Origin of the sequence: Curtobacterium sp. MCBD17_003, assembly GCF_003234885.2 — a bacterium.
GTDB lineage: Bacteria > Actinomycetota > Actinomycetes > Actinomycetales > Microbacteriaceae > Curtobacterium.
Genome location: NZ_CP126275.1, coordinates 2,088,014 through 2,110,296, shown reverse-complemented (window position 1 = coordinate 2,110,296; position 22,283 = coordinate 2,088,014). Strand labels below are relative to the sequence as shown.

Genomic DNA, 22,283 nt, shown 5'->3' with positions numbered 1-22,283 from the left:
AGGCCTGCTCAGGCGTGTCGCCTGCGATCTCAACGAGGAGACGACAGTGGACAGGACACGAGGGAAGCTGCGCATCGTCTGTGCGGCCGGCGTCGCGGTGATCGGACTGACGTTGGCAGGGTGTTCGAGCGGCGGTTCCGGCTCGGGTTCGGGTGGCGGCGACGCGACCTCGGGCCAGACCAGCCGCGGGCCGATCACGTACGTGCAGGGCAAGGACAACTCGAACGTCGTCCGCCCGCTCATCGCCAAGTGGAATGCCGCGCACCCGGACGAGAAGGTGACGTTCAAGGAGCAGTCCGACCAGGCCGACCAGCAGCACGACGACCTGGTGCAGCACTTCCAGGCGAAGGACTCGGGGTACGACGTCGTCGACGTCGACGTCGTGTGGACGGCCGAGTTCGCGGCGAAGGGCTGGCTGACGCCGCTCACGGGGAAGATGCGGATCGACACCTCGAAGCTGCTCGCACCGACCGTGAAGACGGCGACGTACAACAACACGCTGTACGCCGCACCGCAGACGTCGGACGGCGCGCTCCTGTACTACCGCAAGGACCTCGTGACGACGCCGCCGACGACGTGGTCGGCCATGATGCAGGACTGCTCGATCGCCGAGCGGGCCGGGATCGGGTGCTACGCGGGTCAGTTCGCCAAGTACGAGGGCCTCACGGTGAACACCTCCGAGGCGATCAACGGTGCCGGTGGATCGGTGCTCGCGAAGGACGGTTCGACACCGACGCTCGACACCGCGAAGGCCCGGGCAGGCCTGCAGAACCTCGTCACCGCGTTCAAGGACGGCGACATCCCCGCGGAGGCGATCACGTACCAGGAGGAACAGGGACGCCAGGCGTTCGAGTCCGGCAAGCTGCTGTTCCTGCGCAACTGGCCGTACGTGTACAACCTCGCGAAGACCGATGGTTCGTCGACGGTCAAGGACACGTTCGGGATCGCGCCGATCCCGGGCGCCGACGGCATCGGATCGTCGACGCTCGGTGGTCACAACGCCGCGATCAGCGTGTACTCGAAGCACAAGGCGACCGCGCATGACTTCCTCGAGTTCCTCGAGTCGAACGAGACCCAGAAGTTCTTCGCGACGCAGGGGTCCCTCGCGCCCGTCGTCGGGAGCCTCTACACGGATCCGGCCCTGACGTCGAAGCTGCCGTACCTGCCCACGCTGCTCACCTCGATCAAGAGCGCCGAACCCCGTCCGGTGACGCCGTACTACCCCGCGGTCACGAAGGCGATCCAGGACAACGCGTACGCCGCGCTCAAGGGCTCGAAGTCGGTGCAGCAGGCACTCAAGGACATGCAGGCCGCGGTCAAGTCGGCGTCGAACTCGAACTGACCCTCCAGGTCCTCCCGACCGACGGACGGGAGGCGCGGTGACGGAGCCGCGCCGCCCCTCCCGTCCGTTCCGTCCGGAGACCGGTACGAAGCGACACCAGGCGAGGAGGCCACCGTGTCAGCAGCAACAGAGATCCCGGCCGCGATCCCGGCCCCGTCGGGCATGGAACCACGACGTCGGGGACGGAGCGGTCTCAACGCCGCGCACGGCCGGTGGGCCGTCTGGCTCATCGGCCCGACCCTGCTCCTGCTCGCGATCGTCATCGGGTACCCGGTGGTGAGCGCGATCGTGCAGTCGTTCCAGAACGACGCCGGCCTGGACAAGGCGACCGGGATGTTCGTCAGCGGCGGCTTCGCCGGTGTCGCCAACTACGTGCACTGGCTCGGACAGCGGTGCGGCACCGGTGGGAGCGCGGTCGCGTGTCCGCCCGGCAGCCTCGGCGCGACGTTCTGGACGTCGTTCGGCAACACGTTCTTCTTCACCGCGGTGACGGTCGTCTTCGAGACCGTGATCGGGGTGTGGATGGCGATCATCATGAACCGACCGTTCACCGGGCGGGCGCTGGTCCGGGCCGCGGTGCTCGTTCCGTGGGCGATCCCGACCGCCGTGACGGCCAAGCTCTGGTACTTCATCTTCGACGTCAACGGCGTTCTCAACCAGGTACTCGGGACCCACGTGCTCTGGACGAGTGGGGAGTGGTCGTCGCGGTTCGCGATCGTCATCGCCGACACGTGGAAGACGACCCCGTTCATGGCGCTGCTCATCCTCGCGGGCCTGCAGCTCATCCCCGAGGAGGTCTACGAGGCCGGCAAGGTGGACGGTGCCACGACGGTCCAGCGGTTCCTCCACATCACGCTGCCCCTCGTCCGCCCGGCCCTCATGGTGGCCGTGCTGTTCCGGGTGCTCGACGCGCTGCGCCTGTACGACCTCCCGGCGATCCTCACGGGCGGCGGCGGGGGATCGGGGAACGCCACCACGACGCTCTCGATCCTCGTCGTCGAGCAGATCCGACAGGGGTTCAACTCCGCGTCGGCCCTGTCGACGATCACGTTCCTCGTGATCTTCGCCGTGGCGTTCCTGTTCGTCCGGTTCCTCGGCGCGAACGTCGTGCAGACGCAGGCCGCGCAGCAGAAGGGCGAACTCCGATGACCATCGCAGCGCCTCGGGCCCGCGCCGCCGTCCGCGATCGCGACACGACCACCTCGACCATCCGGGTCGAGCGGCACCGAGGTCCTGCGATCCGGACGGGCATCAGCGCCGCCGTGATCGTCATCTGGTGCCTCCTGCCCTTCTACTGGATGGTCGTCACGTCGTTCCGCGACGTCGGCTTCACGTTCGACGCGACGCCCTGGCCCACCCACGTGACGCTCGAGAACTACCGGACGGCGTTCTCCACCGGACTCGGCAACCACCTGGGACGTGCCCTCGGCAACAGCCTCGTCATCGGTGGGACCGTGACGGTGATCGCGTTGCTCGTCGGGACGAGTGCCGGCTACGCGTTGGCCCGACTCGAGTTCCGCGGCAAGTCGGTGATCGCCGGCGCGATCCTGGCCGCGTCCATGTTCCCCGGCGTGGCGCTCATCTCGCCCCTGTTCCAGCTGTTCACGGACCTCGGTTGGATGGGCACCTACCAGGCCCTGATCCTGCCGAGCATCTCGTTCGTGCTGCCGCTGACGGTCTACACGCTCACCTCGTTCTTCCGCGAGATGCCGTGGGATCTCGAGGAGGCTGCGCGGATCGACGGCTGCACGCGGATCCAGGCGTTCCGACGGGTCATCCTGCCGCTCGCCGCTCCCGCGGTCTTCACGACGGCGATCCTGGCGTTCATCTCGTCGTGGAACGAGTACCTCATCTCGAGTCAGCTCTCGAGCGACCGGACACAGCCGGTGACGGTGGCGATCGCGAGCTTCGCCGGCAGCCAGCCCCACCAGGAGCCGTACACGGCGGTCATGGCCGCGGGCACGATCGTCACGATCCCGCTCGTGATCCTCGTGCTCGTCTTCCAGCGTCGGATCGTCGCCGGCCTGACGGCCGGTGGCGTCAAGGGCTGATCGTGGCGCGCATGCGGCCGCCGCGCCCCACGGACACGACCGACACGTTGATCGGGTTCAGTGGGTTCTTCGGCGCGGTCCTCCTCGTCGTGACGATCACGTGCGAGCTCACCGGGCGGTCCGCGCTCGGATGGGCGCTCGCGTTGCTCGTCGTCGTCGCGCTCGTCGCGGCTCTGCTGCATCGGCGCGCGGCGCTCGTCCGCCGGACCGGCGGGCACGACGGACGGGAGGCCTCCCATGACGTCGGCGGGAGCGGCTGACGGATCGCGACCGCGCGCGGTCAGGACCCGAGGGTGCCGCCGGGCCGGTGCGGTGCCTCCCGGCTGACCGCACCCCGCGCAGCGAGCGCCGCGTCGAGCGCCAACGCGTCCCAGGGTGCGTGGCGCTCGGCGTCGTTGTCGAAGTAGACGAACGTGTCCCGCCCGGCGAGGAGGTGTTCCTCGACCCGGTGCGCCCACTGCCCGGTCGCGTGCTCGTCGTAGCCGCTGTGGTAGACCTCTGGACTGCCGTGCAGGCGCAGGTACGCGAAGTCGGTCGTCGGCTCGTCGAAGCGGGGCCAGGCCGTACCGGCGTCGCTGTCCACCAACGCCACCCGGTGCTGGCGGAGCACCGCGAGGTGGTCCGGCGTCACGGCGGCGGGGGTGCGGACCTCGAGCGCGTGACGGATGACCCGCTCGCCCGGCGTGCCGTCCCCGGATCGACCGTCACCGTCGCCGTCGGAACCGGGCACGCTGTCCGACGCGCGCACCTTCGCGTCGTGGTCGTCGGCGAGCGCCCGTGCGGCGTGGAAGGTCGTGGGCAGCTGGTCGAGGAAGGCGTCGAGGACGTCGGGGGTGGGGGCGAAGGCCGCGGGGAGCTGCCAGAGGACGGGCCCGAGCCGGTCCTCGAGCTCGAGGACGCCCGACGCCATGAAGTTCGCGAGCGCCGTGTGCACGTTCCGCAGGTGCAGCATGTGGGTGAGGTAGCGCCCGCCCTTCACGGCGAAGACGAAGCCGTCGGGGACGGCGTGCCGCCACGCCTGGTACCGCTCGGGGCGCTGCAGCGAGTAGAACGAGCCGTTGAGCTCCACGGTCGGGAACCGATCGCCGACGTACTCGAGCCAGCGGCGCTTGGCGAGGCGCTGCGGGTAGAAGTCGCCCCGCCAGCCGTCGTACTGCCACCCGGAGAGCCCGACGCGGGCGACGGCGCCCGTCGGAGGGGCCCCGGCGGACCGGGCCAGCGCGCGACGGTCGGTGCCCCCGATGGTGGCGGCGCCCCCGATACGCCCTTCGCCCTCGATGGACTCGGCGCGGTCGTCGGGGTCGGGGTCGGGCATCGCCCCACGGTATGCCCCGGCGCCGGGCCGACACACCGACGGCCGCTCGTTTTGCGTCGTGACCCGGACCTGTGTCATACTCTTCTGGTTGCCGGAACGGCCCCATCGTATAGTGGCCTAGTACGCCGCCCTCTCACGGCGGTAACGCGGGTTCGAATCCCGCTGGGGTCACGCGCACAGTGACTGCAGAACCAGCACGGCAGCCGCATGGAATCCCTCGCCCGCGGGCGGGGGATTCCGTCGTTCCGGCTTGGTACGCTCCAGGGGTCTCCGACCCGGCAGTGGGGCCTGCCGGACCCGAACCTCGCCGACCGGCCGGTCGAGCGACGACGGTCCCTGTCTCCGATCGCGCGTCCTCGACGCGCCCAGCAGATGGGAGCACCATGACCAACGCGTCCGGCGGACCGAGCGCCGCCCCCGCGTCGAGCGGTGGCAGCCCGCCGTCCGACCCTGACGTCGAGGTCGACGACACCGCGAGCGGTGCGCCGACCCGTCCGCCGCATCTCCGCTGGCCCTCCATCGGCCTCGTGGCGCTCGGCGGAGCGGTCGGGACGGCTGCGCGAGCGCTGATCACCTCGGCCCTGCCGTCCGGTCCCGCCTCGTGGCCGGTCCTCGGCATCAACGTCCTCGGCGCGTTCTGCCTCGGGCTCCTGCTCGAGGCGTTGACGCGCCGCGGTTCCGACGAGGGGCGCCGCCGATCCCTACGGCTCCTGTTCGGGACGGGCGTGCTCGGGGGCTTCACGACCTACAGCACGCTCGCGGTCGACGCGGCCACGCTGCTCCGGACCGGGCACGCTGGCACCGCGGTGGGGTACGGCCTCCTCTCGGTCGTCGCGGGGCTCGTCGCGGTCGTCGTGGGTCTGGTGGTCGCGGCGGTGACGCGCCCCGACGCCGGGGCAGCACGTCGGTGAGCACGGTCGAACTCGTGCTCGTCGCGGTCGGCGGCGGCGTCGGCGCCGTGCTCCGCTTCGTCCTCGACGGCGCCGTCAGAGCGCACTGGCCGCGCTCCCTTCCCCTCGGGACGATCGTCATCAACGTGAGCGGATCGCTCGTCCTCGGGTACGTCACCGGACTCGGAACGGCCGGGCTGCTCCCGAGCCTGGTCGTCGCGACGCTCGGGACGGGCATGATGGGCGGGTACACGACGTTCTCGACGGCGAGTGTCGAGACGGTCCAGCTCGTGCGTGCCGGTCATCCGTGGCTCGCGCTGCTGAACGGGATCGGCATGCTCGTCGTCTCGGTCGGCGCCGCAGCGCTCGGCCTCCTCCTCGGAAGGAACACATGACCTCGGAACGCCCCGGTGGACTCGTCCTCGTCCGCCACGGAGAGACCGCGTGGTCGAAGAGCGGCCAGCACACCGGTAGGACGGACATCCCCCTGACGGAGAACGGCATCGAACAGGCGAAGCGCGCGGGGCGGTTCCTCGCCGATCGCGACTTCGCCCTCGCGCTGTCGAGCCCGCTCGAGCGAGCGCGCGAGACCGCGCGGCTCGTCGGCGTCGACGCCGAGCCGGACGAGGACCTGTTCGAGTGGGACTACGGCGCGTACGAGGGACTGACCACGCCGCAGATCAAGGTGCAGCGGCACGGGCCCTGGGACCTCTGGACCGACGGCGTCCCCGCCGGCGACACCCCTGGTGAGAACGCCGCCGAGGTCCGGGTCCGGGCCGAACGGGTGCTCGACCGGGCGCGACCGGTGCTCGCCGAGGGGCAGGACGCGATCTTCGTCGCGCACGGGCACGTGCTCCGCGCGATCGGTGCGGCCTGGATCCGACTCGCGCCGCAGGACGGCGCAGTCCTCGCGCTCTCGACCGCCTCGGTCAGCGTGCTCGGCTACGAACACGGCCGCCCGGTGATCGACCACTGGAACGTCCAGCCGGGATAGGCCCGACGGCCGGGAGGGCCGGGGCGGCCCGTCCCTCCCGGCCGTCGAACCGTCGGCCCCGGTGCCGGGAGTGCCGCGCTGTCGTTCCCCGGCCCTCCCAGCCGTCGGACGGCTCCCGGCCGTCAGACGGTGCGGATCGCGCTCGTCGCACCGAGCGGCCGGCCACGGCGTCGCTCGACGGCGCGCCCGGCCAGGAGCAGGAGGACGCTCACGGCCGCCCCGAGCGCGGTCTGCACGACCCGCTCGACCGCGAGACGCTCGGGTGCCTCGGGGAGGCTGAGCCACGAGACGGCGAGGGCGAGCGGCGTGAGGAACAGCAGGCAGACCGCGTAGTTCCGCGCGACGAAGATCTCGGCCCAGAACTGGCCGAGCACCGCGATGAGGACGATCCACCAGTCCGTCGGGTGCAGGAGCAGGACGCCGACGGCGACCACGGTGCCGCCGATGGTGCCGACCACGCGCTGCACAGCGCGCTGGATCGTGTGCCGCTGCCGGAGCGCGGGGAGCGTCGACACGACCGCCACCACCGCCCAGTACGGGTGTCCCAGCCCCGTCGCCTCGCCGACCGCGCCGGCGACGAGCGCGCCGACCAGGTTGAGGCCGACGGTCTCCCACAGGGCGGGACTCCGCAGCACGGCGAAGGACCGGCGTCGTGGCTCGACGAAGGGTCGGAACAGGTGGCGCATCGACTCGCCCCACACGGCCCGGGCGAGGAACCCGCCCATCGACACCACCCAGGCGAACGCCACGGCGCCGAGGACGATCCCGACCACGCCCGGCAGCTGGGCCGGGGTCACCGGTACGAGCGAGCAGACGACGAACGCGAACACGGGGAAGATGGGCTGCGCGGGGATCGCCTGGAGGACCGAGAGCGTGCCGACGGCCACCACGAGGACGACCGCGAGTCCGACCGCCTCGGCCCAGAGCGGCGCCCCGGTCATGCTCATCGCGACGCCGGCGAGCATGCACGCGGCCTGCAGCAGGCCCGCGGTGGTGACGGTGACGACGCGTCGTCCGTAGGGCTCCCGCGCGCCCGGGATCGCGGCGAACCCGGCGAAGAGCGCGAAGGCGGCGTAGCCCGACAGACCGGAACCGATGAGCACGGCGAGCGGGACGCCGCCGGCCACGGCGGCCCGTGCCGCTCCCTCGATGTTGATCGTGCGGGCGGAGTGGGGCGGTCGTTCGGTCGTCGTCATGTCCTGTCCATCATCCCACCGGGCGTGCTGGGGGAGGACGCCCGGACGACGCGCGAGACGGAGAAGAACGACAGGTGTCGTCCTGCTGGTATACCAATCCGCGCCAGCATGCGGATCGGACCGGGAATGGACGCTCGAGGCCCGTGGTTCCGGGCATCCACGGGCCTCGGAGGGCCCGGACGCGAGCGTAGACTCGCTGGACCCGGCGCCCGCCGGGCCCGCGACTCGCGGGAGGCGCACCTCGCTCGGGGTGCGCGGACGACCCGGTCGCCGTCCGACAGGACAGGCGACCACACGCATGGGAGGCACGAGGTCATGGGCAGGACGCTCGCCGAGAAGGTGTGGGACGACCACGTCGTGGTCAAGGGCGAGGACGGCACTCCCGACCTCCTCTACATCGACCTCCACCTCGTGCACGAGGTCACGAGTCCGCAGGCGTTCGACGGCCTCCGCCAGGCCGGGAGGCCCGTCCGCCGCCCCGACCTCACCATCGCCACCGAGGACCACAACACGCCGACCCTCGCGATCGACCGTCCCATCGCCGACCCGACGAGCCGGACGCAGATCGAGACCCTGCGGCGCAACTGCGCGGAGTTCGGTGTCCGGCTGCACCCGCTCGGGGACGCCGAGCAGGGGATCGTGCACGTCGTCGGACCGCAGCTCGGCCTCACCATGCCCGGCATCACCGTCGTGTGCGGCGACTCGCACACCTCGACCCACGGCGCGTTCGGGGCCATGGCGTTCGGGATCGGCACGAGCGAGGTCGAGCACGTCCTCGCCACGCAGACCCTGCCGCTCAAGCCCTTCAAGACCATGGCGATCACCGTCGAGGGGACGCTGCGCCCCGGTGTCACGGCGAAGGACGTCATCCTCGCCGTGATCGCGCAGATCGGCACCGGCGGTGGTCAGGGCTACGTCCTCGAGTACCGCGGCAGCGCGATCCGGGCGCTCTCGATGGAAGGCCGGATGACGATCTGCAACATGTCGATCGAAGCCGGTGCACGCGCCGGGATGGTCGCACCCGACCAGACGACCTACGACTACCTCCGCGGACGGGCGCACGCCCCGAGCGGGCAGGACTGGGACGACGCCGTCGCCTACTGGGACACGCTGGCGACGGACGACGACGCCGTGTTCGACGCCGAGGTGTTCATCGACGCCGACGAGCTCGAGCCGTTCGTGACGTGGGGGACGAACCCCGGTCAGGGCGTCTCGCTGTCGGCGACCGTGCCCTCGCCGGCCGACTTCGCCGACGCCAACGCCCGTGCGGGCGCCGAACGGGCGCTCGAGTACATGGACCTCACCCCCGGCACCCCGATGAAGGCGATCCCCGTCGACGCGGTGTTCATGGGCTCCTGCACGAACTCGCGCATCGAGGACCTCCGCGCGTTCGCCTCGATCGTCCGCGGTCGGACCAAGGCCGAGGGCGTCCGGGTCATGGTGGTGCCCGGGTCCGCGCGGGTCCGCCTCGAGGCCGAGGCCGAGGGGCTCGACCAGGTGTTCCTCGACTTCGGCGCGGAGTGGCGGTTCGCCGGCTGCTCGATGTGTCTCGGCATGAACCCCGACCAGCTCGCCCCCGGCGAGCGATGTGCGTCCACGTCGAACCGCAACTTCGAGGGGCGCCAGGGCAAGGGCGGCCGGACACACCTCGTGTCACCGCTCGTCGCCGCGGCCACCGCCGTCCGGGGCACGCTGTCGAGCCCGTGGGACCTCGAGGAGGACGACGCGCGGCGTGCCGTGGACGAGGTCACGCCGGTCGGTGTCGCCGCTGGCCGCACGACCGTCGCCGACGCCGAGGCCGGCGTCGCGCAGCCCGAGGAGGAACACTGATGGACAAGCTCTCGGTCGTGACCGGCGTGGCGGCACCGCTGCGTCGGGCGAACGTCGACACCGACCAGATCATCCCGGCCGTCTACCTCAAGCGGGTGACGAAGACGGGCTTCGAGGACGCCCTGTTCGCCGCCTGGCGGCAGGATCCCGAGTTCGTCATCAACCGTCCCGAGTACCAGGGTGCGTCGGTGCTCGTCGCCGGTCCGGACTTCGGCACGGGGTCGAGCCGGGAGCACGCGGTGTGGGCGCTCCGGGACTTCGGGTTCCGGGTGGTCGTCTCGCCGCGGTTCGCGGACATCTTCCGCGGCAACGCCGGCAAACAGGGGCTGCTGACCGCCGTGGTCACCGAGTCCGACGTCGAGCGCATCTGGGCGGCGATCGATGCCGCGCCCGGAGTCGAGGCGACGGTCGACCTCGTCGCGCAGCGCGTGTCGGTGGGTGATGTGGACGTCCCGTTCGAGATCGACGCATACACTCGATGGCGGTTGATGGAAGGGCTCGACGACATCGGGCTCACCCTCCGCGACGAACCGTCGATCACGGAGTTCGAATCCCGCCGCGCCTCGTGGCGGCCCGAGACATTGCCGGTGAAGTAAGTGAACTCTCTCGTACAGGACGCAGCGGCTGCAGGCGCTCGCGTCGGTCTCAAGTCGGACGAGATCGTCATCCGCGGCGGCAAGCCGCTCGTGGGACGCATCGAGGTCCGCGGCGCGAAGAACCTCGCGACCAAGGCGATGGTGGCCGCGCTGCTGGGCGACACACCCTCGATCCTCCGCGACGTGCCGGACATCAGCGACGTCAAGGTCGTCCGGGGCCTGCTCGAGGTGCACGGCGTCCGGATCAGCGATCCTGCCCGTGGCGAGCTCATCCTCGACCCGTCGAACGTCGAGAGCGCGCACTTCGCCGAGATCGACGCCCACGCCGGGTCGAGCCGCATCCCGATCCTGTTCTGCGGTCCGCTGCTCCACAAGCTCGGCGAGGCGTTCATCCCCGACCTCGGCGGTTGCCGCATCGGCGACCGCCCGATCGACTTCCACCTCGACGCGCTCCGCGCGATGGGCGCCGTCGTGGACAAGCAGGTCGCCGGCATCCACCTCGAGGCGCCGAACGGTCTCAAGGGCGCGAACATCGAACTGCCGTACCCGAGCGTCGGCGCGACCGAGCAGGTGCTCCTCAGCGCCGTGCTGGCCGAGGGTGTCACCGAGCTGCGGAACGCCGCGATCGAGCCCGAGATCATGGACCTCATCGCGATCCTGCAGAAGATGGGCGCCGTCGTCTCCGTCGAGCCGAACCGGACGATCTTCATCGAGGGCGTCGAGAAGCTGCGCGGGTACACGCACCGGGCGATCAACGACCGCAACGAGGCCGCCAGCTGGGCCGCCGCCGCACTCGCCACGAACGGTGACATCTTCGTCGAGGGTGCCAAGCAGCAGGACCTCATGACCTTCCTCAACGTCTTCCGCAAGGTGGGCGGCGGGTTCGACATCCAGGAGGACGGCATCCGCTTCTACCGCGAGGTCGAGGTGCTCAAGCCCGTCGTCATCGAGACCGACGTCCACCCCGGCTTCATGACCGACTGGCAGCAGCCGCTCGTCGTGGCACTGACGCAGGCCGAGGGCCGCAGCGTGGTGCACGAGACCGTGTACGAGAACCGGTTCGGGTTCACGGACGCGCTCAACGAGATGGGTGCGGACATCGTCGTGCACAAAGAGGGACTGCCCGGCCACGACCGTCGAGTCGCTCGTCGTCCCTTCGAGCAGGCCGCGGTGATCACCGGACCCACGCCGCTGCACGGCGCGAACGTGCGCGTGCCCGACCTCCGGGGCGGGTTCAGCCACCTCATCGCCGCGCTCACCGCCAGCGGTGAGTCGCACATCACGAACGTCGGCATCATCAGCCGTGGGTACGAGCACTTCATCCCGAAGCTCCGCAAGCTCGGCGCGGACTTCGACTTTGCCGGGTGAGGGCGCGGTGCCGGACAACGGCACGCGGTCGACGAGGGGGCAGCAGGGCGGCGGGCGCGAGGTCGTCACCGCTGGCCTGCCCACCCCGGGACGGCGGTTCCACCGGGGCGACCTGAACGGTGCGTTCCGGGTCGTCGCGTCGATCGTCATCCCGATGATCCGGGTCGCTGCGCGGTTCCGGTGGCACGGGAGCACGCGGCTGCCGGCCGAGGGTCCGTTCATCGTCGCGCCGAACCACTACACGAACATCGACCCGCTCGTCGTCGGCACGGTCGTGTGGCTGCACCGTCGACTCCCGCAGTACCTCGCGAAGGCCTCGCTGTTCCGGGTCCCGGTGCTCGGGTACTTCATGCGCGGCATGGGCAACGTCCCCGTCGAGCGCTCCGGACGGACCCGCGGCAGCGACCCGCTCACCGGTGGTCGTGCCCTCGTGGCGGGCGGCGGCGGTCTCATCGTCTACCCCGAGGGCACGCTCACGCGCGACCCGGACCTCTGGCCCATGCGCGGGAAGACCGGCGCGGTCCGACTCGCGCTCGAGAACGACGTCCCGCTCATCCCCATGGCCCACTGGGGCACCCAGCGCATCATGCCGCGGTACGGGCGCACGCTCCGGCTCTTCCCGCCGTCGCGCGTGGACGTCGCGATCGGCGAGCCGCTCGACCTCTCCGCGTACCGGGGACGTCCGCTCGACCAGCACCTGTTGCAGCAGGCGACCGCCGAGCTCATGCAGGCGATCACCGCGCTCGTCGAGGAGCTGCGCGGCGAGCGTGCACCCGCCGAGCGGTGGGACCCGGCAGCGAACAACCAGAAGGAGACCGGCCGCTTTGCCTGACGCGCCCGACCATCCAGGCCGCGGCGCGGTCGACACCGCCGCCATCAACGTCGTCCTCCGTCGCGCCGAGTCGCGACGGGTCGCCGTGCTGGGCGCGGGGAGCTGGGGCACCACGTTCGCCAAGGTGCTCGCGGAGGGCGGGGCCGACGTCGTGCTCTGGGCGCGTCGACCCGAGGTCGCGCGCGAGATCACCGAGACGAAGCGGAACTCCGACTACCTGCCCGGCATCAACCTCCCGCGCACGCTGACCGCCTCGGACCACCTCGACCGCGTGCTCGACGGCGCCGAGCAGGTCTACGTGTCGGTGCCCAGTCAGAGCCTGCGCGCGAACCTCGCGGCGGTCCGGACACTGCTGCCCGTCGAGGCGCCCGTCGTGAGCCTCATGAAGGGCGTCGAGAAGGGCACGGGCCTCCGGATGAGCGAGGTCCTCCAGCAGGGCCTCGACATCGATCCGGATCGGATCGCGGTGGCGTCCGGCCCGAACCTCGCACTCGAGATCGCACGACGACAGCCGACGGCGGCCGTCGTGTCGTCGACGAGCACCGACACCGCGACCGCCGTCGCGGCGACCGCCACGAACCCGTACTTCCGGTCGTTCATCAACACCGACGTCATCGGCACCGAGTTCGGCGGCGTGCTCAAGAACCTCATCGCGGTGGCCATCGGCATCGTCGACGGTGTCGGCTACGGCGAGAACACGAAGGCGTCGATCATCACCCGTGGCCTCGCGGAGATGACCGGGTTCGCGGTCGCCAACGGTGCGCGCCCCGAGACACTCGCCGGTCTCGCCGGGCTCGGCGACCTCATCGCGACGTGCCAGTCACCGCTGTCGCGGAACAACACCGCGGGCCGACTGCTCGGCCAGGGCTACCGATACGACGAGGTCGTCCGGCAGATGAACCAGACCGCCGAGGGTCTGGCGTCGGTCGCTCCGATCCTGGCGCTCGCCGCCGACCACGGCGTCGACATGCCCATCGTCAGCCAGGTGGGCGAGGTGCTCGCCGGTAGGCTCGACCCGCGGAACATCGCGCCGCACCTGACCGAGACCGACGAACCCCAGGGCGAGTGATCCCATGACGCAGACGACCGCCATCGACGCCCGGCCGGCCGGAGCCGGGGCTCGGACCCGTGTCGTGGTCCTGTTCGGCGGCCGCTCGAGCGAGCACGCGATCAGCTGCGTGACCGCGGGCGGGATCATGGCCGCGATGGACCGCTCGCTGTTCGACGTCGTGCCGGTCGGCATCACCCGTGCGGGCGCGTTCACGTTGCAGTCGGACGACCCGGGCGCTTGGGCCCTACGCGGCTCCGACCTCCCCTCGGTCCCGGACAACGGCACCCGCGTGCGCTGGCCGGACTCGGTCGACTCCCGCGCCCTCGCGGTGGTGCAGGCCGACGGATCCATCACCGCGCTCGGCGACGTCGACGTCGTGTTCCCGATCCTCCACGGCCCCTTCGGCGAGGACGGCACGGTCCAGGGCCTCCTCGAGTTGGTGGGGCTGCCCTACGTGGGCGACGGCGTCCTCGCGAGCGCGGTCGGCATGGACAAGCACCTGTCGAAGGTCGTGCTCGAGCACGCCGGTCTCCGGGTGGCGCCCTGGACGACGGTCCTCCGCCGTGAATGGGACGCCGACGAGGCCGACGTCCTCGAGCGAGCGGCCGCGCACGGGTGGCCGTTGTTCGTGAAGCCCGCGCGTGCCGGGTCGAGCATGGGGGTCTCGCGGGTCGACGAGCCGGGGCAGCTCCCGGCGGCGTTCGCGACCGCGTTCGAGCACGACAGCAAGGTCATCGTCGAGCCACGCATCGTCGGGCGCGAGATCGAGGTCGCGGTGCTTGAGGGTCGCGATGGCACCCCGCGCACGAGCCTCCCGGGCGAGATCGTCGTCGACGAAGCGGGGTTCTACGACTTCGAGGCGAAGTACCTCGGTGGCGACGAGCAGCTCCGGTGTCCCGCCCCGCTGTCCGAGGACGAGACCGACGAGGTCCGTTCCATCGCCGCCCGCGCCTTCGAGGCGATCGCCGGTTCGGGCCTCGCACGGGTCGACTGCTTCCTCACGGACGACGGGTTCGTCGTCAACGAGGTGAACACCATGCCCGGGTTCACCCCGTTCTCGATGTACCCCCGGTGCTGGGCCGCGTCCGGGCTGCCCTACCCGGACCTCGTCCGCGAACTCGTCGAGCTCGGGGCGGTCGCCGTCCGCTGAGCGGTCGTGGCGGGTCAGCCCGCCGGGGTGGCGCTCGTCGACGGCGTGGCGGGCGCGGAGGGCGTTGCCACGTCCGAGGGGTCGAGGCACGCGTGGCCGTCCTTCGGCAGGGTCGACACGGCGTCCCCGATGTCCTGCAGCACGTCGCTCGTCGCCGCCGTCGGATCGAGCGCGACCTGCACGGCGGGCGAGCGTCCGAACGTCGTGTAGACGATGGAGTCCTTCCGGGCGTCCCGGATCCAGTCGACCGATCCGAGGGTGAAGCACGGCAGGTCGGACACGGTCGGCACGGGCACGCCGCAGTGCAGGACCACGGCTGCCGGGGTGCCCCAGACGGCCGTGGACTGCGCGTTCGTGGCTCGGATCGCGAGCTTCGACTCGACGGTGGTCGGCAGGCGCACCTGGACCGCGGCGCAGGCCGCGGAGTTCGCCGCCGGCGCCGGTGTCAGCGTGACGGCGTCAGCACAGCCCGCGAGGGCCGCGACGAGGCCGACCGCCAGGGCGATCGCCCCGAGTGCCCGGGGGAGACGGCGCGAGGAGTGCATCGCCATCAGGCTACCCGAGCGGGCGGTACGGTCGGAGAGTGCACGACAGCGACGACACGGTGGGCAGCGTCGGCGAGCTCGGCGTGCTCGCTCGGATCACCCGTCGGCTCCCGTCCGCCGCATCCGCCCTGCTCGGCCCGGGCGACGACTGCGCGGTCGTCGCCGCGCCGGACGGACGCTTCGTCGTGACGACGGACATGATGGTGCACGGCCCGGACTTCCGGTGGGCGTGGTCCTCGCCGACGGACGTCGGTTGGAAGGCGGCCGCGACGAACCTGTCCGACGTCGCTGCGATGGGGGCGCGCCCGACCGCGTTGCTCGTGGCGTTGGCCGTGCCGCCGCAGACCCCGGTCGGCGTGCTCGAGGCCATCGCCGACGGGTTCGCGGCGGCGTGTGCCACCCTCGCCCCGGGTTGCGGCGTGGTCGGCGGCGACCTGTCGACGTCGGCGACCGCGACGGTGACGGTCACGGCGTTCGGGGACCTGGAGGGCCGGGCGCCGGTGCTCCGGTCGGGCGCACGAGCGGGTGACCAGGTCGCGGTCGCGGGTGAACTCGGCGTCGCGGCCCGGGGACTCGCGCGGCTGTTCGCGGAGGGGGTCGACGACCGCGGCGAACCGGACGCCGAACGGACCGCGGCCTTCCTGGCGGCCTCGCCCGGGGGGACGGACCCGGGCGTCGAGCGGCAGCGTCGCCCCCGTCCGCCGGTCGCCGCGGGGGTCCTCGCCGCCCAGGCCGGGGCGACCGCGATGCTCGACCTGTCCGACGGGCTGGCGATCGATGCCGGTCGCGTGGCCCAGGCCAGCGGTGTCACGATCGACCTCGACCCGTCGGTGGTCCCGGAGGGGCCGGCCCTGCACGGCGGTGAGGACCACGGACTGTTCGCGACGTTTCCACGCGGGTCGGGCCTCCCGGCCGGGTTCCGGCGGATCGGGACGGTCGTGTCGGCGGCCGGTGCGCCGGGCGTGACGCGGGGGGGCGTCCCGGTGTCGACGCAGGGGTGGGACCCGTACGTGGGCTGGGACGGCGCCGTCGGCTGACACCAGGGACGAGCGCGGTGGGCGCCGGGGTCAGTCCGTGATGTCGGGCGCGGCCTCCCACGCGACGGTGTCGCCGTACGTGCGCTTGCTCCAGGCCTGGAGGCCGTCGGGCCAGGTCGGCTGCGGCGACCTGGTGCTGCGTTCCACGACCACGAGCGCCTCCGGCCCGAGCCGGGGGACGAGGGCCGCGAGCACGGCCTGGATCTCGTCCTCGTCCACCTCGTACGGCGGGTCGATGAACACCAGGTCGAAGCGGCGACCGGTGGATCGGAGGTACCCGAGCGCGGACTGTGCGTGGACGTCGATGTGGGTGGCGCCGCCGGTCCTCCGCTGGACCGACCGGGCGTTCTCGCGGCAGGCGGCTGCCGCGGGTGCTGCGCGGTCGACGAGCACGACCTCGACCGCGCCGCGTGACGCCGCCTCGAGGCCCAGAGCGCCCGTGCCGGCGTAGAGGTCGAGCACCGCCGCGCCGGCGACGAGTCCCCGCGCGTCGAGCGAGGAGAACAGGGCCTCGCGCACACGGTCGCTCGTGGGTCGCGTGCCGGCCCGCGGCACGCGCAGCGTCGTGGAGCCAGCGGCCCCCGCGATGATCCGGGTCACGCACGACACCGTATCGGCACCAGCGGACGTCGTGCACGGCTGGGAGGCCCGGTGCATGTCGGCGGGAGCGACTACCGTTGCGACGTGGTCACCGCCAGTCCCGCGTCCGCGTCGTCCCCGGCAGTCACCCCGGACCCGCTCGACGCACGGTTGAGTGGGGTGCTCGGCGGCCGCACCGCGACGGCCTTCGAGAAGGCGTTCGGCATCCGCACGGTGGGCGACCTGCTCGCGCACGCCCCGCGGCGGTACGCCGAGCGCGGCGCGCTGACGGCCCTCGACGAGCTCGCGGTGGGGGAGTCCGTGACCATCGTGGCCGAGGTCGTGGACGTCCGTGAACGGACGATGCGGCAGCGGCGCGGGTCCATCCTCGAGGCACGCATCGGCGACGGCAACGGCATCCTCACACTCACGTTCTTCAACCAGGGCTGGCGCGCGAAGGACCTCGTCGCGGGCGCACGCGGCATCTTCGCGGGCAAGGTGTCCGACTACCGGGGCGCACGGCAGCTCGCGCACCCCGACTACGAGCTGTTCGACGCCGACGACCCGCGGGCCACGGCCGACGCCGACGGCGAGCAGGCGATGCGCTGGTCGCGACAGCCGATCCCGATCTACCCGGCGACCTCGACGCTGTCGTCGTGGCAGATCGCCAAGGCCGTCGGGGTCGTGCTCGACACGTTGCCCGAGCTCGAGGACCCGGTGCCGTCGTCGGTGCGCGCCCGACTGGGCCTGCTCGGGCACCGGCGCGCGCTCGAGCTCCTGCACCGGCCCGAGCGGACCGCCGACTGGAAGGCCGCGCAGGACGCGCTCCGGTACCGCGAGGCCTTCGTGCTGCAGACCGCGCTCGTCCGACGGCGCCTGGCCGCGCGGGCGACCGCGTCGACGCCGCGGGTCGCGGCGCCGGGTGGCGTGCTCGAGCGCTTCGACCGGCACCTCCCCTTCACGCTGACGGACGACCAGACGGCCGTCGGCGCGGAGATCGCCGCCGACCTGGCCGAGCACCACCCCATGCACCGGCTCGTGCAGGGCGAGGTCGGATCCGGCAAGACCCTCGTGGCGATCCGCGCGATGCTCACGGTGGCGGAGTCCGGCGGCCAGTCGGCGCTCATCGCACCGACGGAGGTCCTGGCGGCGCAGCACCTCCGCTCGATCGTGCGGTTCCTCGGACCGGACCTCGCCGCCGAGCTCCGGCCGGTGATCGTCACCGGTTCCCAGTCCTCCCGCGAGCGGCAGCGGGCGCTCCTCGCGGCGGCGAGCGGCGGGTCACGGCTCGTCGTCGGCACGCACGCGCTCCTCGGCGATCGGGTCGACTTCGCCGAGCTCGGCCTGGTCGTCGTCGACGAGCAGCACCGGTTCGGCGTCGAACAGCGCGAGGCCCTGCGCACCAAGGGCAGGACCCCGCCGCACGTGCTCGTCCTCACCGCGACCCCGATCCCGCGCACCGTCGCCATGACGGTCTTCGGCGACCTCGACGTGTCGACGATCCAGGGGCTGCCCTCGGGGCGGGCAGGTGTCGAGACCCACACCGTCGCCCTCGCGGACCACCCGGGTTGGGAGCACCGGATCTGGACCCGGATGGCCGAGGAACTGGCGTCGGGGCGGCAGGCGTTCGTCGTGTGCCCGGCCATCGAGGACGGCTCGGTCGAGGAGGGCGAGGAAGCCGGTGACGACGCGGTCCAGGCCGACGCGGGCGCGACGGGTCCCACTCGTCGTCCCCCTGCCACCGTCCTCGGGACGGCGGAGCGGATCCGCGCGATGCCGGAGCTGCGGGACCGGCGGATCGCGGTCCTCCACGGCCGGATGCCCGCCGAGGACAAGGACGCCACCATGACCGCGTTCGCCGCGGGGGACGTCGACGTGCTCGTCGCGACGACCGTGATCGAGGTCGGCGTCGACGTCCCGAACGCCTCGATGATGGCGGTCCTCGACGCCGACCGGTTCGGGGTGTCCCAGCTGCACCAGCTCCGTGGGCGCATCGGGCGTGGCGGTCACCCGGGCGTCTGTCTGCTCGTGACGAGCGCCGAGGACGGCACACCGGCGCGCGAGCGCGTGGACGCGGTGGCCGGCTCGGACGACGGGTTCGAGCTCGCACGCGTCGACCTCGAACTCCGACGTGAGGGCGACGTGCTCGGTGAGCGACAGTCGGGCGGCCGGTCGTCGCTGACGCTCCTGCGGGTCGTGCGGGACGCCGACGTCATCGTCGATGCCCGGGGCGAGGCGGAGCGGCTGTTGACGGCGGACCCGACGCTCGAGCGCCACGCCGTGCTCCGGGCCGCGCTCGACCGACGCCTCGACGAGACCGACGCGGCGTTCCTCGGCAAGAACTGACGCGGCGGCGTCGGTAGGGTCGGTCCATGCCCCAGATCGCCGTCGTCCCCGGCTCGTTCGACCCCGTCACCGTCGGGCACCTCGACGTGATCCAGCGTGCCGCCACGATCTTCGACGAGGTCCACGTCCTCGTCGTGCACAACCCGGACAAGACGAGCAGCCTCTTCGACGCCGCGGAACGGGTCCGGCTCATCGACGCCGCGCTCGACGAGGCCGGGTTGCACGACGGCGTCCGGGTGGAGTCGTGGTCCTCCGGTCTGCTCGTGGACTACTGCCGGCAGGTCGGTGCGCGCGTGATCGTCAAGGGGGTGCGGTCGAGCGCGGACGTCGCGTACGAGACACCGATGGCGGCCGTGAACCGCGACCTCGCGGGCGTCGAGACCGTGTTCGTCGTCCCCGAGCCCGGTCGCTCGCACGTGTCGAGTTCGCTCGTCCGGCAGGTCGCGTCGCTCGGTGGGGACGTCTCGCCCTACGTGCCGCGGGTCGTGGTGGAGGCCCTGGCCCACTGACTCGGAGCGGTGACCGTCGGTGGCGGGCGCCGCCGTCCTGCGCGCACCGCACCGGGGTGCGCCGCGGCATGCTGACGCTCGCTCTCGGGCGGGATGCGCGGTAGGATCGATCCTCGTGCCTGGCTTCGTGAACACCCCGTACACCCTGCCGGTGCGTGACATCATGCACCGCCCGGGCGAGATGCGCGAGCACGTCCTCGACGTCGAGCTCGCGGAACCGTTCGGTGCCGGACAGGTCGCCGTGCCGGTCGGTGGGGCGCTCCACGTCGAGGTCCGACTCGAGGGGCTGCACGAGGGGATCCTGGTGTCCGGCCACGCCGACGCCGAGGCCGTCGGCGAGTGCAGCCGCTGTCTGATCGACATCACCGAGCCGGTCGAGGTCGATTTCACCGAGTTGTTCGCGTATGATGCCTCGGAGGATTCTGATCTCCAGGTTCACGATGATCACGTGGATTGTGAACCGGTGATCCGAGACGCGGTGGTGCTCGCACTGCCGTTCCGACCGGTCTGCCGACCGGACTGCCCAGGACTGGACCCGGTGACGGGTGAGCGCCTGGCGGACGTCGGCGAGCGTGTGACCCCTGAGGTCATCGACCCGCGCTGGTCCGCGCTCGCAGCACTCCGAATCGACACCACCGACCCCGACGGCGCTCGTCCTGACGCCGACAAGGAAGAGAGATAAGCCATGGCCGTTCCCAAGCGCAAGAAGTCCCGCGCCAACACGCACGCCCGCCGCTCGCAGTGGAAGGCGGCGCCCGTCGCGCTCGTGAAGACCGTCGAGAACGGCAAGGTCACCTACAGCCTCCCGCACCGCGCCAAGGTCGTCGAGGACAGCGCCGGCACCGCGCTCTACATGGAGTACAAGGGCCGCAAGGTCGCCGACGTCTGATCGAGGCGGATCAGTGCGTGCAGCGTCCGGTTCCCGTGGGTCGACCCCCGCGGAGTCGGACGCTGCACGTCTGCTGGCCGTCCTCGACGTCGACGTCGACCCGGATCTCGTCGACCTGGCGTTGACGCACCGCTCGTTCGCCTACGAGCACGGGGGCATCGCGCACAACGAGCGACTCGAGTTCCTCGGTGACTCGATCCTCGGCCAGGCCGTGACGGTCAAGCTCTACCGCGACTACCCGGATCTGGACGAGGGCGAGCTCGCCAAGCGACGCGCGAGTCTCGTGTCGACCGTCGCCCTCGCCGAGATCGCCCGCATCATCGGCCTCGGCGCCTTCCTCAAGCTCGGTCGCGGCGAGGAGCTCACGGGCGGCCGGGACAAGTCGTCGATCCTGGCCGACACGGTCGAGGCCGTCATCGGCGCGACCTACCTGTCCGCGGGGCCGGACGTCGCCACCGCGCTCGTGCTGCGCCTCGTGGAGCCCCTGCTCGTCGACCCCGACCGCTTCGGCGCCGCGATGGACCCGAAGACGAGCCTGCAGGAACTGGCGTCGGCACGGTCCCTCGGCAACCCCGCGTACCGGGTCACCGAAGAGGGCCCCGACCACGACAAGACCTTCCACGCCACCGTGGTGCTCATGGGCGAGGACATCGCGAGCGGTACCGGATCGAGCAAGAAGAACGCCGAGATGGCCGCGGCGCTCGGCGCGTGGACGCGACTGTCCGGCCGCGGCGAGGAGTCGGTCGACCTCCTCGCGGCGGACGGACCCGACGCCGGCACGGGTGACGCCCGCTAGTGCCCGAACTCCCCGAGGTCGAGGTCGTCCGCGCGGGCCTCGAACCGGCCGTCACGGGCGCCCGCGTGCTCGACGTCCACGTCGTCGACGAGCGCGCTCTGACGCGACACCGGGGCCCGGCCGAGGACTTCGTCGCCCGCCTGACCGGGCGCACCGTGCAGGCCGCCGTGCGGCGCGGCAAGTTCCTGTGGATGCCGCTCGACGACGTCGGCGCGGGTCCCGAGGCCCTCGTGGCGCACCTCGGCATGAGCGGTCAGATCCTGCTCGGTCGGGACCGCCCGGCCGCTCGGCACCGCAGGGTGGTCCTCGCGGTGCAGCCCGCGGGCCGGACCGCCGACGGCCTCGTCGAGCCGCCGGTCGAGCTCGAGTTCGTCGACCAACGGACCTTCGGTTCGATGGCGGTCGACGCGACCGTCCCGACCGTCGACGGCGCACCCGCGGGGCACGCCGGTGCCGCCGACCAGGCGGATCCCGACGGGGCGTGGCGACGGCGGATCCCGACGCAGGTGTCGCACATCGCACGGGACCCCCTCGACCCCGCGTTCGACGACGCGCGGTTCGTCGCGCTCGCGCACCGTCGGCACAGCGGCATCAAACGGGTGCTGCTCGACCAGGGTGTGGTCAGCGGGATCGGCAACATCTACGCGGACGAGAGCCTGTGGGCGGCCCGGCTGCACCACGACCGCCCCGCCGACGCACTGAGCCGGCGCGCGCTGACCGGCCTGCTCGACGAGGTGCGCGCGGTGCTCCGCCGGGCGCTCGAGGACGGCGGCACGAGCTTCGACGCCCAGTACGTCAACGTGAACGGGCAGTCCGGGTACTTCTCCCAGCGGCTCGCCGTGTACGGGCGACAAGGTCAGCCGTGCCCCCGCTGCGGGGCGACGATCGTGCGCGAGGCGTTCATGAACCGCTCGAGCCACCGCTGCCCCGTGTGCCAGCGACGGCCGCGGTCGCGCCTGGGCTAGCC

At 72.0% G+C, this 22,283-nt stretch carries 24 protein-coding genes and 1 tRNA gene; 21 read left to right on the top strand and 4 right to left on the bottom strand.

From position 1 onward, the window contains the following. Positions 1–46 precede the first annotated feature (46 nt). From DEI88_RS09990 to DEI88_RS09975, 4 genes are all read left to right on the top strand, one after another. The gene (locus DEI88_RS09990) at positions 47–1,342 is read left to right on the top strand and encodes an ABC transporter substrate-binding protein (RefSeq protein ID WP_258370190.1); all 1,296 of its coding nucleotides are present in this window, start codon (positions 47–49) and stop codon (positions 1,340–1,342) included. 162 nt (positions 1,343–1,504) lie between these two features. Continuing rightward, positions 1,505–2,491 carry a carbohydrate ABC transporter permease gene (locus tag DEI88_RS09985; RefSeq protein WP_111013701.1) on the top strand — a complete coding sequence of 329 codons (987 nt, stop codon included), beginning with the start codon at positions 1,505–1,507 and terminating at the stop codon, positions 2,489–2,491. Continuing rightward, complete coding sequence (locus tag DEI88_RS09980) at positions 2,488–3,393, top strand: carbohydrate ABC transporter permease (RefSeq protein WP_111009319.1); 906 nt, start codon at positions 2,488–2,490, stop codon at positions 3,391–3,393. Before DEI88_RS09985 ends, DEI88_RS09980 begins: the two co-directional genes overlap by 4 nt. An 11-nt stretch (positions 3,394–3,404) precedes the next feature. Beyond that, positions 3,405–3,653, top strand: coding sequence for a hypothetical protein (locus DEI88_RS09975; protein WP_111009318.1), 249 nt, complete (start codon positions 3,405–3,407; stop codon positions 3,651–3,653). A 20-nt stretch (positions 3,654–3,673) separates the two neighbouring features. On the opposite strand, the gene DEI88_RS09970 is transcribed toward DEI88_RS09975, so the two are convergent. Continuing rightward, positions 3,674–4,708: a DUF72 domain-containing protein gene (locus tag DEI88_RS09970; protein ID WP_111071445.1), complete on the bottom strand. Its 1,035-nt coding sequence runs from the start codon at positions 4,706–4,708 to the stop codon at positions 3,674–3,676. Positions 4,709–4,806: 98 nt separating this feature from the next. Here DEI88_RS09970 and DEI88_RS09965 point away from each other — a divergent pair. From DEI88_RS09965 to DEI88_RS09950, 4 genes are all read left to right on the top strand, one after another. Beyond that, positions 4,807–4,879 (top strand) — tRNA-Glu (locus DEI88_RS09965). A gap of 212 nt (positions 4,880–5,091) precedes the next feature. After that, positions 5,092–5,619 (top strand): fluoride efflux transporter FluC, encoded by a 528-nt coding sequence (locus tag DEI88_RS09960; protein WP_111071446.1) that lies wholly within the window; start codon positions 5,092–5,094, stop codon positions 5,617–5,619. After that, complete coding sequence (locus DEI88_RS09955; RefSeq protein ID WP_111027136.1) at positions 5,616–5,993, top strand: fluoride efflux transporter FluC; 378 nt, start codon at positions 5,616–5,618, stop codon at positions 5,991–5,993. Before DEI88_RS09960 ends, DEI88_RS09955 begins: the two co-directional genes overlap by 4 nt. After that, entirely contained in the window at positions 5,990–6,592 is a 603-nt protein-coding gene (locus DEI88_RS09950) for a histidine phosphatase family protein (RefSeq protein WP_111071447.1), read from the top strand. The genes DEI88_RS09955 and DEI88_RS09950 overlap by 4 nt, the downstream gene beginning before the upstream one ends. A gap of 122 nt (positions 6,593–6,714) precedes the next feature. Here the strand turns inward: DEI88_RS09950 and DEI88_RS09945 are convergent, their stop codons facing one another. Then, positions 6,715–7,788, bottom strand: a complete 1,074-nt coding sequence (locus DEI88_RS09945; protein ID WP_181441172.1) for an FUSC family protein — start codon at positions 7,786–7,788, stop codon at positions 6,715–6,717. Positions 7,789–8,103: 315 nt separating this feature from the next. Between DEI88_RS09945 and leuC the strand changes: the two genes are divergently transcribed. From leuC to DEI88_RS09915, 6 genes are read left to right on the top strand one after another with little or no spacing between them, the layout of a single operon-like run. Then, positions 8,104–9,618: a 3-isopropylmalate dehydratase large subunit gene (gene leuC, locus DEI88_RS09940; RefSeq protein ID WP_111013705.1), complete on the top strand. Its 1,515-nt coding sequence runs from the start codon at positions 8,104–8,106 to the stop codon at positions 9,616–9,618. Beyond that, entirely contained in the window at positions 9,618–10,214 is a 597-nt protein-coding gene (gene leuD / locus DEI88_RS09935) for a 3-isopropylmalate dehydratase small subunit (RefSeq protein WP_111027139.1), read from the top strand. The genes leuC and leuD overlap by 1 nt, the downstream gene beginning before the upstream one ends. Next, on the top strand, positions 10,215–11,582 hold the full coding sequence (gene murA, locus DEI88_RS09930) for a UDP-N-acetylglucosamine 1-carboxyvinyltransferase (RefSeq protein WP_111009310.1): 1,368 nt from the start codon (positions 10,215–10,217) through the stop codon (positions 11,580–11,582). A 7-nt stretch (positions 11,583–11,589) separates the two neighbouring features. Further along, positions 11,590–12,414, top strand: a complete 825-nt coding sequence (locus DEI88_RS09925; protein ID WP_258374942.1) for a lysophospholipid acyltransferase family protein — start codon at positions 11,590–11,592, stop codon at positions 12,412–12,414. A 43-nt stretch (positions 12,415–12,457) separates the two neighbouring features. Beyond that, a complete protein-coding gene (locus tag DEI88_RS09920) occupies positions 12,458–13,483 on the top strand; it encodes an NAD(P)H-dependent glycerol-3-phosphate dehydrogenase (RefSeq protein ID WP_111071570.1) in 1,026 nt (341 codons plus the stop codon). A gap of 4 nt (positions 13,484–13,487) precedes the next feature. Further along, positions 13,488–14,615, top strand: a complete 1,128-nt coding sequence (locus DEI88_RS09915) for a D-alanine--D-alanine ligase family protein (protein ID WP_111071449.1) — start codon at positions 13,488–13,490, stop codon at positions 14,613–14,615. 14 nt (positions 14,616–14,629) lie between these two features. On the opposite strand, the gene DEI88_RS09910 is transcribed toward DEI88_RS09915, so the two are convergent. Further along, positions 14,630–15,160, bottom strand: a complete 531-nt coding sequence (locus DEI88_RS09910; protein WP_181441173.1) for a DUF3515 family protein — start codon at positions 15,158–15,160, stop codon at positions 14,630–14,632. 38 nt (positions 15,161–15,198) lie between these two features. Here DEI88_RS09910 and thiL point away from each other — a divergent pair, with 38 nt between their 5' ends. Next, positions 15,199–16,197, top strand: coding sequence for a thiamine-phosphate kinase (gene thiL / locus DEI88_RS09905; RefSeq protein WP_111071451.1), 999 nt, complete (start codon positions 15,199–15,201; stop codon positions 16,195–16,197). A gap of 30 nt (positions 16,198–16,227) precedes the next feature. Here the strand turns inward: thiL and rsmD are convergent, their stop codons facing one another. Next, positions 16,228–16,797, bottom strand: coding sequence for a 16S rRNA (guanine(966)-N(2))-methyltransferase RsmD (rsmD, locus tag DEI88_RS09900; protein WP_111009306.1), 570 nt, complete (start codon positions 16,795–16,797; stop codon positions 16,228–16,230). An 84-nt stretch (positions 16,798–16,881) separates the two neighbouring features. Here rsmD and DEI88_RS09895 point away from each other — a divergent pair, with 84 nt between their 5' ends. The 6 genes from DEI88_RS09895 to mutM all read left to right on the top strand — a co-directional run bounded on the left by DEI88_RS09895 (position 16,882) and on the right by mutM (position 22,281). Beyond that, positions 16,882–19,122, top strand: a complete 2,241-nt coding sequence (locus DEI88_RS09895) for an ATP-dependent DNA helicase RecG (RefSeq protein ID WP_111071571.1) — start codon at positions 16,882–16,884, stop codon at positions 19,120–19,122. A gap of 26 nt (positions 19,123–19,148) precedes the next feature. After that, positions 19,149–19,631 carry a pantetheine-phosphate adenylyltransferase gene (gene coaD / locus DEI88_RS09890; RefSeq protein ID WP_111013712.1) on the top strand — a complete coding sequence of 161 codons (483 nt, stop codon included), beginning with the start codon at positions 19,149–19,151 and terminating at the stop codon, positions 19,629–19,631. A 127-nt stretch (positions 19,632–19,758) separates the two neighbouring features. Beyond that, complete coding sequence (locus tag DEI88_RS09885) at positions 19,759–20,313, top strand: YceD family protein (protein ID WP_111071572.1); 555 nt, start codon at positions 19,759–19,761, stop codon at positions 20,311–20,313. A 3-nt stretch (positions 20,314–20,316) separates the two neighbouring features. Then, positions 20,317–20,520: a 50S ribosomal protein L32 gene (gene rpmF / locus DEI88_RS09880; protein ID WP_111009303.1), complete on the top strand. Its 204-nt coding sequence runs from the start codon at positions 20,317–20,319 to the stop codon at positions 20,518–20,520. A gap of 70 nt (positions 20,521–20,590) precedes the next feature. Further along, positions 20,591–21,316 (top strand): ribonuclease III, encoded by a 726-nt coding sequence (rnc, locus tag DEI88_RS09875; protein WP_258368504.1) that lies wholly within the window; start codon positions 20,591–20,593, stop codon positions 21,314–21,316. After that, entirely contained in the window at positions 21,316–22,281 is a 966-nt protein-coding gene (gene mutM, locus DEI88_RS09870; RefSeq protein WP_111048872.1) for a bifunctional DNA-formamidopyrimidine glycosylase/DNA-(apurinic or apyrimidinic site) lyase, read from the top strand. The genes rnc and mutM overlap by 1 nt, the downstream gene beginning before the upstream one ends. The last annotated feature ends 2 nt before the right edge of the window (positions 22,282–22,283 follow it).